The organism is Microbulbifer maximicatervae (SeqCode), from assembly GCF_052468295.1.
This window is the reverse complement of the sequence record NZ_CP174340.1, coordinates 2633773-2646188: the sequence shown is the minus strand read 5'-3', so window position 1 is coordinate 2646188 and position 12416 is coordinate 2633773. Positions and strand designations below refer to the sequence as shown.

11 protein-coding genes are annotated in these 12416 nt (G+C 49.6%); 9 read left to right on the top strand and 2 right to left on the bottom strand.

What is annotated here, in order from left to right; genetic code table 11:
* Positions 1–180: 180 nt before the first annotated feature.
* Entirely contained in the window at positions 181–960 is a 780-nt protein-coding gene (gloB, locus tag ACJJIQ_RS12000; protein WP_445364723.1) for a hydroxyacylglutathione hydrolase, read from the bottom strand.
* Between the two features lie 157 nt (positions 961–1117).
* Here gloB and ACJJIQ_RS11995 point away from each other — a divergent pair, with 157 nt between their 5' ends.
* The 3 genes from ACJJIQ_RS11995 to dnaQ are packed head-to-tail and all read left to right on the top strand — an operon-like array spanning position 1118 to position 3126.
* Positions 1118–1906, top strand: a complete 789-nt coding sequence (locus tag ACJJIQ_RS11995; protein ID WP_444942151.1) for a class I SAM-dependent methyltransferase — start codon at positions 1118–1120, stop codon at positions 1904–1906.
* A gap of 42 nt (positions 1907–1948) precedes the next feature.
* Positions 1949–2386, top strand: a complete 438-nt coding sequence (gene rnhA / locus ACJJIQ_RS11990) for a ribonuclease HI (protein ID WP_444905762.1) — start codon at positions 1949–1951, stop codon at positions 2384–2386.
* Between the two features lie 14 nt (positions 2387–2400).
* The gene (gene dnaQ / locus ACJJIQ_RS11985) at positions 2401–3126 is read left to right on the top strand and encodes a DNA polymerase III subunit epsilon (protein WP_282933422.1); all 726 of its coding nucleotides are present in this window, start codon (positions 2401–2403) and stop codon (positions 3124–3126) included.
* 116 nt (positions 3127–3242) lie between these two features.
* On the opposite strand, the gene nhaB is transcribed toward dnaQ, so the two are convergent.
* A complete protein-coding gene (gene nhaB / locus ACJJIQ_RS11980; RefSeq protein WP_445364811.1) occupies positions 3243–4778 on the bottom strand; it encodes a sodium/proton antiporter NhaB in 1536 nt (511 codons plus the stop codon).
* 381 nt (positions 4779–5159) lie between these two features.
* Between nhaB and ACJJIQ_RS11975 the strand changes: the two genes are divergently transcribed.
* The 6 genes from ACJJIQ_RS11975 (at position 5160) to ACJJIQ_RS11950 (ending at position 12062) form a co-directional block, all read left to right on the top strand.
* A complete protein-coding gene (locus tag ACJJIQ_RS11975; RefSeq protein WP_445364722.1) occupies positions 5160–6866 on the top strand; it encodes a FimL-related protein in 1707 nt (568 codons plus the stop codon).
* Positions 6867–6880: 14 nt separating this feature from the next.
* On the top strand, positions 6881–7696 hold the full coding sequence (nudC, locus tag ACJJIQ_RS11970) for an NAD(+) diphosphatase (RefSeq protein ID WP_445364721.1): 816 nt from the start codon (positions 6881–6883) through the stop codon (positions 7694–7696).
* Positions 7697–7741: 45 nt separating this feature from the next.
* Positions 7742–8392, top strand: a complete 651-nt coding sequence (locus ACJJIQ_RS11965) for a cation/multidrug efflux pump (RefSeq protein WP_413665185.1) — start codon at positions 7742–7744, stop codon at positions 8390–8392.
* A 48-nt stretch (positions 8393–8440) separates the two neighbouring features.
* A complete protein-coding gene (gene sohB / locus ACJJIQ_RS11960) occupies positions 8441–9586 on the top strand; it encodes a protease SohB (RefSeq protein WP_445364720.1) in 1146 nt (381 codons plus the stop codon).
* A gap of 40 nt (positions 9587–9626) precedes the next feature.
* Positions 9627–10640 (top strand): YhdH/YhfP family quinone oxidoreductase, encoded by a 1014-nt coding sequence (locus tag ACJJIQ_RS11955; protein ID WP_444957280.1) that lies wholly within the window; start codon positions 9627–9629, stop codon positions 10638–10640.
* A gap of 159 nt (positions 10641–10799) precedes the next feature.
* Positions 10800–12062 (top strand): patatin-like phospholipase family protein, encoded by a 1263-nt coding sequence (locus tag ACJJIQ_RS11950; RefSeq protein ID WP_445364719.1) that lies wholly within the window; start codon positions 10800–10802, stop codon positions 12060–12062.
* Positions 12063–12416 lie beyond the last annotated feature (354 nt).

Here is a 12416-nt window from a genome sequence, read left to right as displayed (position 1 = left end):
TCTTTCTTGTAATTCATCCTGACGCATTTCAGAACAATTATTGGTAAAGCGCCAGGCATTTGGTCAATTACTTTTGATTCTAATTAGGCAAATTAGTTTCGGTCAATATTGACGGTTAAAAAGTATGCGAATTGCTAGTTTATCACCCAGCCTGAGAGGAGTTTAGGTGAAGTTGGGCGTTTAGAAGTTGTCCTTCCAGCCGCGCAAGCTCGCAAAAATATCTACGTTATCGCTTCCGTCATTTAACTCCGGTCTCGAATTGATAGCTGTCTGCCTAACTTCCGGATACTGACAGCGAAGAAATGGGTTGGTGTCTAGCTCAAGGGCGATAGTTGAAGGCAAAGTTGGCTTGTTTTCTACTCTCAGGGCTTTGCACTGAGCAACCCTTGCCTCAATGGCTTGATTGTTAGGCTCTACCGTTTGGGCAAACTTCAGGTTGCCGAGTGTGTACTCGTGTGCAGGATAGACAAAAGTTGCGGCGGGTAATTTACTGAGCTTTTGCAGGGAATGGTACATCTGCTCTGGAGTGCCTTCGAACAACCTGCCGCAGCCAGCGGAAAAAAGAGTGTCACCACAAAAAAGGTGTAATTGTTCACCGCCTGCTGCTGTGGTTTCATTCAAAACCAAAGCTAAGTGGTCTAGAGTGTGCCCCGGAACAGCGTGTACCTGGAAGGGCATGCCAAGGACCTGTAAGGAATCTCCACCGGCAATGGGGTGAGTGACACCGGGTATGTGCTCGGGGCCATAGACAGGGCACTGGTACTGGTGGCAAAGCGTTTCGATGCCACCGGTATGGTCATAGTGGTGATGAGTAATGAGAATGCCGCTGAGTATGGTCCCCTCTAGGGCCTTTTCTACTGGCACAGCATCACCAGGGTCGACTACCCAGTGCTGGCCATCTTTTTGCAGGTGCCAGATATAGTTGTCATTAAAGGCGGGGATTGGCGTGATGGATAGCATAATCGAATCGTCTTTTCGCTGAATAGCAGAACAATATCATGGAAGGCGTGAGACGGTGTGAATTGTTACCTGAGGACTGGTTTACTTAGAGTAAGGCCCTGGAAACATCGCCCGAGTGTAGAATTGAATAGCTGTTAAATTGATCAATGGAGATATGATGACCGGAAAGAGCAGGCCTGGTAATGATGAGGAGCAATCCCCTCTTGGCAAGGTCTGCCCAGCGCTATCCCATTGGTTTTCCAGTTCGCTGGGAGAGGAGATTCTCTCGCAACAGCTGGCATTGGCCCAACCCTTAGTGGAGGGCTTTTTCGGTTATCACTTTCTACAGGCCAGCGTGACCCAATCCGTTGATTTTGGCGCCTTCAGTCGTATCAATCATCGTTTTCGATTGGGGGCGACCTCTGAGCAGGGCGGGGCTGCGGTAGTGGAGTTCGAGCAACTGCCCCTCCCCGCCGATTCAATCGATGTAGTACTGCTGCATCACCTTTTGGACTTCTCCAGTCATCCCCACCAAGTATTGAGAGAGGCGGCCAGGGTTTTGATACCCGGTGGTCATATGCTGCTAATCGGGTTTAACCCATTTTCCTTGCTCGGCTTGTCCCGTCTGCTGTTTTCCAGGGGGGCTTACCAGCGCGGAAATCAACTGCGGGCTGCTCGAATTGCCGACTGGATGAATCTGTTGGACTTGCAGGCTGAGAGGGTAGATCGCGGCTTCTTCCGCTTGCCATTACAGCAAAAGGAATTGCTATCCAAGACGGCTTGGATGGAGCGCCTTGGCTCCCGCTTGCACTTGCCATGGGGGGGCTTTTACATCATAGTCGCCCGCAAAGAAGTGGCACGTGTTCGCACTATTAAAATCAATTGGCGGGCCGAGAGAAAGCCCGCTTTGGTTGCCACCCCGTCGAGCCCTCGCGTTGCAGCACGCGGGAAGCATCAAAAGCGCTGATTTCGCTGAAAATCGGCCCCATATCTAATTTTGGCGTAAGTTTTGAAACAAATTACTATCTATACAGATGGCGCTTGTCGCGGTAATCCTGGTCCCGGCGGTTGGGGTGCTCTGTTGGTGTACGGTGAGCGGGAGAAAGAATTGTTTGGTGGGGAGGCGCATACCACCAATAATCGTATGGAATTGTTAGCTGCAATCAAAGCTTTGGAGGCTCTTAAACAGCCGTGCAAAGTTGATTTGCATACTGACTCACAGTACCTGCGCCAGGGAATTACCGGCTGGATTAACAACTGGAAAAAGAACGGTTGGAAGACAGCGAGTAAGAAGCCTGTCAAAAATGCAGACCTATGGCGGCAGTTGGATGAGAGCGTCTCCGAGCATGATGTAGAGTGGCACTGGGTTAAGGGTCATGCCGGCCACCCGGGCAATGAGCGGGCCGATCAGTTGGCAAATCGTGGCGTCGATGAGCTGGAGTCCTGAGGGGAATATTGCATATGCGTCAAGTGGTTCTCGATACAGAGACAACAGGTCTCGATCCCAAAAGCGGCCATCGTATTATTGAAATTGGTTGCGTAGAGCTGGTTAACCGGAAGTTGACTGGCCGTCACTATCACCAGTACATCAACCCGCAGCGACAAGTGGAAGATGGGGCTATTGAGGTCCATGGAATCACTAATGAATTCCTGGCGGATAAACCCGTATTCGCTCAGATCGCCGATGAATTTATGACCTTCTGTGAAGGTGCAGAGCTGGTTATTCACAACGCGCCCTTCGATGTCGGTTTTATTGATGCTGAGCTGAGGCTGCTGGGTAATCCGCGCTGGCGCAATGTCAATGCGCATTGTGGGGTTTTGGATACCCTGACAATGGCCCGGGAAAAGCACCCTGGGCAGAAAAACAATCTGGACGCCCTTTGTAAGCGCTACTTTGTCGATAACTCCCAGCGGGATTTGCACGGCGCATTACTGGATGCGGAGATTCTTGCCGACGTCTACCTGATGATGACCGGTGGCCAAACCGATTTGGTGTTGGCACAGGGTGATTCCTCGGAAGGGGAGGAAGGTAAGAAGGCGGAAAATGATGTGGCGGGTGAAGCCATTCGTCGCCTATCGGCAGATCGCGCGCCCCTGCTAGTAGCGCGTGCTACGCCACAGGAAGCTGAAGCGCATCAATCGATGCTAGGATTGCTGGAGAAATCAGCGGGTAAACACTTCTGGTAGCACATCAATGAAGAGGTGTTCTCTTTAATCTTGATGTTCATTGCGCTTTTCTTTTTCTGAGCGGGTGGGAATTATCAATTCCCACCCATCCAGATAGTCTCTTATACAAGTTCTCTTTAGATCGCGTAGACCACGCAAATCAAAGCAACAATACTCAGTACGATGGTATAGGGCAGAGCCATGATCACCATGCGGCCATAAGATAGGCGTATGAGAGGTGCCAGGGCCGATGTCAGCAGGAACAAAAATGCAGCTTGTCCATTGGGAGTGGCAACGCTGGGTAGGTTGGTTCCGGTATTGATGGCAATGGCCAGCTTGTCAAAATGTTCTCGGGTAATGTCACCTGCGGTGAGGGCAGCCTTAACTTCGTTAATGTAAACCGTTGCCACAAAAACATTGTCGCTAATCATCGATAAAATACCGTTTGCCATGAATAGCAATCCTGGCTGCTGTTCGGGCTTTTGTGCGAGAACGAAGTTAGTTACAGGCTCGAATAGGTGCTGCTGGTGAATCACTGCAACAATTGCAAAGAAAACCACGAGCAGTGCAGTAAATGGCAGTGCCTCTTCAAACGCGTGGCCGATTCTAGCTTCTTGAACAACGCCGTTAAACGAGGTCAGAAGTACGATAATCATCAGGCCAATGATACCGACTTCGGCAACATGAAATGCCAGGGCAAAAACCAGAACCACAGCGACAATGCCCTGAATCCCCAGCTCGGCAACCTGTGCCGAGGTGCGCTTCTTTTCTTCCTCTTTGGAAAAATTAACCAGTACCTCACGTACGGCGCTAGGGAGCTGGGCTCCATAGCCAAACATTTTAATTTTCTCCAAAAAGAAACAAGTAGCCAGGCCGGCAAAGAATGTTGGAATGGTTACTGGGGCCATCTGCAGGAAAAACTGTACAAATTCCCACCCGGCTTTCTCAGCGATCAGCAGGTTTTGCGGTTCTCCAACCAAGGTGCAAACACCACCGAGAGCAGTGCCTACGGCGCCATGCATGATCAGGCTGCGAAGGTAGGCTCGAAACTGATCCAAGTCTTCGCGGTGATACTCCACGACATGCTCATCGTTGGAGTGGTCGTGGTCGTTGTGGTGGTGTGGCTGCTGGGAGGCGACCCGGTGATAGACTGAGTAAAAGCCTACGGCAACCGCAATCAGAACAGCAGTTACGGTCAAGGCATCTAAGAATGCTGACAGTACTGCAGATACAGCACAGAAAAGTAGTGACAGCAGTGATTTTGAATTCACATTAATCAAAATTTTAGTGAATACAAATAGAAGCAGGCTCTTCATAAAGTAAATGCCGGCCACCATAAACATTAGCAGCAGAATAACTTCGATATTCTCAACTACCTCGTGGTAGACGGCGTCGGTGCTTGTCATACCCATCAATACGGCTTCAATTGCGAGCAGTCCGCCGGGTTGAAGTGGGTAACACTTCAGGGCCATCGCCAGGGTAAAAATGAATTCACCAATAAGGACCCAGCCTGTTACAAAAGGCCCCGATACATACAGTATTAACGGGTTGAGAAGCAAAAAGGCGGCTATGGTCAATTTGTACCAATCAGGCGCTTCGCCGAGAAAATTTTCGGCAAAGGCGCGACCAAATCCGCCGCCGGATGCCGCAATGGTGTTGTTGTAAGTGTTCATCATTTACTTCCTTGGTTAACCCATTGGTGTGGGTCAAAATGGAATCTTTGGGAATCGGCGGTGTATGCGAAATAGATACCTGAGCTCAATTATCGCTGCGTGCTTCCCCGGGTTTATTGTGCACAGATTGATTGGTTTTTGTTCTTTAACACAAAAAAACGTACAGCTTTAAACTTGAAAGTAGCAAACGCTACTGGGTTTTCTGGAAAATTCAAGTAATTTAGGGGCTTCAGCCCCGCCGCTAGGTTATTTGTCGATTATTCGGTGGAAATTGTTTGGCGAAAGGTGGACTCTTTTATTTATTGGGGTAAATTGCCCTTAATGAGGCCAGAATCATCCTGATCTGGTTGTTTTTTGTTCGATTATAGGAAGAATGCAGCGGTGCAGCCAAAGACTGAATTGCGCAAGATCAATATCACTTCTGTCAATGTAGTGAAGGATGAGCTGGTAGCTACCATCGATAATGCCGCCTCACACTTGGATAAATTTGCCGCGGATACTTCCCAAAAGCAGGCTCTCGAACAGAGTTTGGCTGCACTCAGGCAGGTTAGTGGAGTATTGCAGATGGTGCAGCTCCAGGCAGCTGAGCTCCTCGCCCAAGAGAAAATCAAAGCGCTTACAGAGGTGTTAGAGGAGAGACAGAGCGCCTCAGAAGAACTGATGGAAGCGTTGGGCACAGGTTTTTACGTAATGGGACGCTACTTGGATTTTGTCCAAAGTCGTGCCATTGCCCGTCCAGAATTGCTGATTCCCTATATCAATAATTTGCGTGCGGCCCGGTCTCAGCCCCCTGTGCCGGAAAGTCATTTTTTCCGTTGTAACTTGGAGGGGGCTGTGCCTGGTGCAGGGGCTTCTGCGGTAATGTCGGAAGACTTGAATAGTTTTGTTCGCCGATTCCGTCATATGTACCAGGTTGGTTTGTTGGCTCTGTTGCGAGGTAAACCTCGGGGCCCAGCGTACACGATGATGTCTCGCGCCCTTGAGAGAATCGCAAGCATCACCATGGGGCGCCCAAATGGGCGTTTATGGGTGGTAGCAGGGGCGGCACTTGCAGGTATGGCCTCCCAGGAAATGCGCATCAGTCGATCCCGGGTGATGGTTTTCAGTATGTTTGATCGCTGGCTGCGAGCATTACAAAAAGAGTGTGATACAGCTTTAGATCAGCCTGCGCCACCGATTTTGCTGAAAGAGTGCCTCTATTGGCTGACTCTTTCCAAGCCCGAGGGCTTTGGTGGCAAGTTGCTGGAGGCCTTCTCCGCAGAGCCTCTTGATTACAGTGAAGAGGAGTTAGAGCGGGAGCGAGCCACCCTTGGAGGCCCCGGCGCTACGGCAATTACCGCAGTTGCTAACGCCTTAGAGGAAGAGTTGTCCGGTGTGCGCCGGATGTTGGATGACGCTGAGTTAATTGGTACTACTTCCTTGGATGCAGAAGATGGCCTCGCTTCTTCACTGCAAAGGGTGGCCGGTACCTTGCAGATGCTCAATTTTAAGCGGGTTGGAGAGAGTCTGCGCAGCGCGGTTGCGGAATACCAGAGTGCCTCCGGCGCGGGTGGTTCCATAGCGGACAGCGCACTGCAAAAACTGACAGGCCAGGTGTTGATGGTCGATAGCACGGTAAGAGCGCTCAAGCAGAGTACTTCTATTGATCTGGATGAATACGGTCATGCGGATATTGCCTTTGAGCACAGCCAGCTGGCGGAAGCGGAAGTGGCTGTACTTAAAGAGGCTGAAGCCGGTTTGGCGTTGATTAAGAGAGCGCTGGCGGCCTATGCAGAGTCCGACTTTGATCATGGCCATATTCGCAATGTTTCCACTACTTTGAACTCAGTGCGCGGAGGCTTGATCGTTCTCAACTTAAGTAGAGCAGCGGCCGTAGTCGAAGGTTTGTTGAACTTTGTTGAGACTGTTATCGACCGCCATGATGCCGGTCCTGAGGTAGAGCAATCTTTGCATATTTTTGCCGATGCGATTATCAGCCTTGAGTACTATCTGGGAGAGGTAAAGCTGCATAGGCAAGCAGATATTCAATCCCTCAGTCTCGCTATCGAAAGCTTGACTGCTCTGGGTTATCCCGTTGAGGCCGCATAATTAAGGAGGTCTCCTTGGTAGATAAGTTTGTCCCAGCAGGTAATGTGTGGGCAGTCCCGAAATTTTCTCAGCATATCTTGATTGCTGATGGGCTGATTCTCTGCCGAGGAGATTTTTTCCTCCACGACGCCCAGGTATTGGTAGCGGAGGCTGTTCAATCCAGCCACTATTTGGGAGAGCTAAGTGGGCGGGCGTGTGGTGTCCACGTTTTGTCTCGCCAGGTTGAAATTGCCGGCTATGAATGGCGAAACCTACGCAGTCTGCTGACTTTGGTTGAGGAGCCGATGTTTGCATTGGCTGGGCGGGCGCTACAGATTTCCCATTGGGATAGCCAACATCGATTTTGCGGTCGTTGTGGCACTCCCACCATCTATCACTCTAATGATCGCGCTCGCACCTGCCCGGCTTGTGATCTTACTGTCTACCCCAGAATCGCCCCCTGTGTAATTATGCTTGTTACCCGAGGAGATGAGTGTCTCTTAGCTCGTCACGCCTCGCGTCGAAATGCAACTTATACGGCCCTCGCTGGGTTTATAGAGCCCGGTGAGAGTGCAGAGCAAGCGCTGGTGCGTGAAGTCTATGAGGAAGTGGGGCTCAAAGTGGGTGCCCTGGAGTATGTGGGGAGCCAGTCCTGGCCTTTTCCCGGGCAGTTGATGATCGGGTATTTGGCGGAGTGGCAAGGTGGGGGATTGTGCTTGGACCCCAATGAGATAGAAGAGGCAGACTGGTTCCACTACAGCTCATTGCCAGCTATACCGCCCATACAAACCCTGTCCGGCCGCTTGATCCACACTTTTGTCGAAAAGGCTGCGGCGAAGAACCGCCCGTAAGGTTGGTTTAAAGATGTTGCGCAGTATCAGGGAGTAGAAATCATAATGTATATAGCGATTACCTTTATTATTGCCATCCTGGCGTTGTTGTTTGTGTTTTGGGGGGCGCGAGTCCTGCTATCGGGAAATTGGTTCCTGGGGTTTATACGTGGTTCCGCCGGTCTTTTTCTTTTTGCAACTGCTCTTTGGATTGTTCTGATTGCTGCAGATGTTTACAGCTATAGAAACCTGGCTGAAGAGCACAGTGTTGGCATTGTTTCGTTTCGAAAAATTGCCGAGCAGCAATTTGAAGTCAAGTTTTCTGATGCGGATGGTATAGCGCAAAAGTTTGAATTGCTTGGGGATCAGTGGCAGTTGGATGCCCGAATGCTCAAGTGGCAGGGTCCATTAGCCCGCTGGGGAATTAAGCCCGCTTATCGTCTGGACAGGTTGAGTGGTCGCTATCTCACGCTGCAGGATGAGCGAGCTCGCGAGCGTTCTGTCCATGAAATAGAGGGGGCGAACTATGGCGTGGATGTTTGGCAGTTTGTACGCGGTGTTGATCGCAAGTTGCCCTTTGTTGATGCGGTATATGGCAGTGCCACATTTCTACCTATGGAGGACGGTGCGGTTTACGAGGTGCGTATTAGCCACAGCGGTTTGTTGGCTCGCCCCCTTAATCAGCGAGCAACTTCCGCCCTGGAAGGTTGGCAGTAAAATACTGAAGCTAAATAAAAATTAGTTAAGACGGAAAATGGAGTCTAAGTGGAATTTTTAATTGAATACGGCCTTTTTCTAGCCAAAATTGTTACGGTTGTCGTGGCCTTAATGGTGTTGATAGGTTTTATTTTTGCAAATCGAGAGCAGCTGAAAGAGCGTGTTCAGGGGCATATCACAGTTACACATTTGAATGATCGCTATGAGCAGTTTAAAGAAACACTGCTTGAAGCTGTGATGGATAAGCACGAATTCGCCCGTCGTAAAAAGCAAATGGCGAAAGAAAAGAAGACTCAGGAAAAAGCCCTGGCTAAAAAACATAAAGCTGAGAGCAAAAAGCAGCCTGAAAAAAGTGCTGCTACTTCTTCCGACGTTGCTAAAGAGGAAGGAGAGCATAAGTCCAAGGGTATAAAAGGGGAGTTGGTCTCCGAGCGCAAGCGTGTCTTTGTTATGCAATTTAATGGGGATATCAAAGCGAGTGCTCTTTCCCATTTGCGTGAAGAGGTGACGGCCATTCTTCAAGTGGCAGAGTCCGGAGATGAAGTTCTCCTTTGTCTTGAAAGCCCTGGGGGCATGGTGGCGAACTATGGTTTGGCCGCCAGCCAGTTAACCAGGATTCGCAGTGCAGGTATCCATTTGACTATTGCTGTCGATAAAGTAGCTGCCAGTGGGGGCTATATGATGGCCTGTGTTGCAGATCGTATCCTGGCAGCACCCTTTGCGATGTTGGGCTCTATTGGTGTTTTAGCTCAGATGCCGAACTTTAACCGCCTGTTGAAGCGCAACGATATCGATTACGAACTGTTTACTGCGGGCCAGTACAAGCGCACTGTAACCATGTTTGGTGAAAATACTGAGGAAGGCAAACAGAAGTTCCAAGAGGATTTAGATGAGATCCATATTCTGTTTCAGCACTTTGTCGGGGAGTACCGTCAAAAACTCGACGTCGACAAAGTTGCCACGGGCGAGGTTTGGTTCGGGCAAAAAGCTCTATCCTTGGGACTGGTCGATGAACTGAAAACATCAGATGAATACTTGACCAGTTGTGCTAAGGACTGCGACTTATATCAGGTGGAATTCAAAGAACGGAAAAATATAGCTAAGAAAATAGGGTTGGCGGCAGAAGCAGGTGTGGAATCGGCGGTCACTCGTCTCTTTTCACGGCTGGCAGCTCTGCGTCATCAGGCTCAATAGTTGTAACGTTACAGGTTGATAGTGTTGCGGGATATACCCCATGGAAATAGATAGGGATGAAAAATTTCGGGCAATTCAGGTTGCCGAAGTAGCTTCGGGAAAGTTTGACCAGTCTGTTGTTGAGCGTCAACTTTCTGAACTTCCCGATAACCCCTTGCTGTTGGCCGTAAGTTATTCATCCTTGAATTTCAAAGATTCTTTATCTGCGTTTGGCAATCGTGGGATTACTAATACCTACCCCCATACCCCGGGTATTGATGCGGTGGGCAAAGTGCTGTTCGATCGGAGCAAAACGTTTCAACCGGGTGCCGAATTATTGGTCAATGGCTACGATTTGGGCATGAATACTTCTGGTGGACTTGCAGAGCGTATTGCCGTTCCTCCGCAATGGGCCTTGCCAATCCCCGAGGGCCTAACAGCTTGGGAGTCTATGGCACTGGGTACGGCGGGTTTTACCGCCGCGCTTTGTGTTGAAAAGCTCCTGGAGTCCGGCGCATCTCCTGAGGATGGAGAGATTCTGGTAACAGGTTCAACCGGGGGCGTCGGCTCTGTTGCCGTCGCCTTGCTGGCGAAGCTAGGCTTTCGTGTCGCAGCAGTGACGGGAAAGTTGGAGTCTGCTGATTATTTGGCGAGATTGGGCGCATGGAAGGTTCTCGACCGGGATACGCTGGCCCCTTTTGCCAATAAAGCGATGGCCAAGCCATTGTGGGCCTGGGCTGTCGATACTGTGGGCGGGGAAACGCTTTTTAATGTCATTAAATCCCTGCGCTACGGCGGCGGAGTGGCTGCTTGTGGTATGGCTTCAGGTGCTCAATTTCACGCCAATGTATTTCCATTTATCTTGCGCGGTATTAGTTTGTTGGGTGTGGATAGCGCTGTTTTGCCAATAGAAAAGAAGGCAGAAGTATGGAAGCGGTTGGCCAGTGAGTGGTATATCGGCGATAAGCTCGACAGTATTGCGGAGAATATTAGCCTTGATCAGGCTCCAGAGTTTCTTGCGCGCTTAAATAGAGGGCATGGAATAGGTCGTTACGTTGTAGATATGGCTCTCTAATAGATCTATCGATTTAGAATAATAAGTACACTTAAAAGATTCTATTTATCTTACCAAATATCCCCGACAACTCTGAATCTGAGTTGCATATGGGCTTTTTTCTCAATAGCCTTTAAGCAGACTCTGTTGTTTGCGGGCTTGTTGTATTGGAAGAAAACTTTGTCGACAAGTAACAGTGAAAGTAACAAACCTGGCCAGCGTAACGCTCTGGTTCTCTCTGGGGGAGGTGCGCGTGCTGCCTATCAAGCGGGCGTTTTAAGGGCGCTTGCGGAACTGGTTCCAGAAGATAATCCTCGGCCCTTTCAGATAATCTGCGGCACCTCTGCAGGAGCTATGAACGCGATGCTTCTCGCCTCTCATACAGGCACCTTTAAAGAAGCTGTCGACAGAATGTGCTCAGTTTGGTTGCAGCTTAGTGTTGAGCAGGTTTATCGCACCAGTTGGCGTAGTTTACTTGGGAACCTGTTTTCCATCAGTCGTTCGCTCTTGAACCAAGGTGTGGGTAGACAAAAACCTTTGGCACTCCTGGATAACAGTCCGCTGCGTAGTTTGGTTGAGCGCGAGATAAACTTTGACAATATTCAAAAAAATATTTCGGCTGGGCATTTGCATGCCACAAGTGTTAATGCGCTTTCTTATAGTGAAGGGCAGTCCGTCAGCTATTTTCAGGGAGCGGAGAATGTTAAAGGGTGGCAGCGGTTTCGTCGCTTTGGAGTGCCTACTCAATTAACCTCGGACCACCTATTGGCGTCAGCAGCAATTCCTGCCATTTTCCCGGCGGTCAAATTAGATGGAGTTTATTTTTGCGATGGTGCCATTCGTCTGATGGCCCCGATTAGTCCGGCACTGCATCTCGGTGCCAAGCGTGTATTTGTGGTGGGTGTGTCGGACAACCGTTCTCCAGCCCATTGGGGGAGTCGCAACAGTCCTGCGCAGATGGAGTCCCCTTCGATGGCGCAAATAGCTGCTCAGTTATTCAATGCCGCATTTATCGATAGCTTGGAGGCAGACTTGGAGCATCTGGATCGAGTAAATATGTTACTTGACTATGTGGATCCAACAGATCATTCGGATTTGAAATTGTTGCGTTCGGTAGAGTCGGTTGTTATTGAGCCCTCGCAGAGTTTAGGGCGTCTTAGTGGCAGAAAACTTGGTCACCTTCCCTCAGCGCTACGCTGGTTATTCCGCTCAACGGGTGCGACCAATCCCGGTGGCGGTGTTTCTGCAGCCAGTTATCTATTATTTGAAAGGCCATATATCGAAGAACTTATCGATCTCGGCTATCAGGATGCTATGTGGGAAAAAGATAAATTGCGCAGTTTTCTGCAGCCGGAGCCAGAAGGTATAACTGAGCGCAAGGGGCTCTTTGGGATTCGCAGTAAATCTCAAGAAGAGGCTTCTCACGGTAATTCTGAACACTGACCTTAGTTTCTATCCCCCTTATTGGCGTGACTAGCGCCTTTCATCTCAGTGAATATTTTTTCTTCAAGTTTCTAAAGGGCGTTAAACGCCCTTGAATCCATTATTATTCCGCCAAGGCGGAGGAAGCCTTTCGCATTTATTTTCGCGCTTTCTTATGATTTTCTCGGGCTATGTGCGCCCTCACTCATCCGAACAAGTAGCTTCTATATTTAATAGTGATGTCAATGCTGTCGGGTATTATTCAAGATGTTTTCTGTGTTTTTACTCGTGACTCTTTTTTCATTTAGTACAGGTAATCAGGATTTCGCCCAGATGATCGGTAGGGTTGATCGGGTTGAATATTTGGGGGGAGGC

Bases quoted from the DNA above. Each gene is read 5' to 3' on its own strand.
- gloB (WP_445364723.1), bottom strand. From the start codon at position 960: ATGCTATCCATCACGCCAATCCCCGCCTTTAATGACAACTATATCTGG.
- ACJJIQ_RS11995 (WP_444942151.1), top strand. From the start codon at position 1,118: ATGACCGGAAAGAGCAGGCCTGGTAATGATGAGGAGCAATCCCCTCTT.
- dnaQ (WP_282933422.1), top strand. From the start codon at position 2,401: ATGCGTCAAGTGGTTCTCGATACAGAGACAACAGGTCTCGATCCCAAA.
- nhaB (WP_445364811.1), bottom strand. From the start codon at position 4,778: ATGAACACTTACAACAACACCATTGCGGCATCCGGCGGCGGATTTGGT.
- ACJJIQ_RS11965 (WP_413665185.1), top strand. From the start codon at position 7,742: ATGTATATAGCGATTACCTTTATTATTGCCATCCTGGCGTTGTTGTTT.
- ACJJIQ_RS11955 (WP_444957280.1), top strand. From the start codon at position 9,627: ATGGAAATAGATAGGGATGAAAAATTTCGGGCAATTCAGGTTGCCGAA.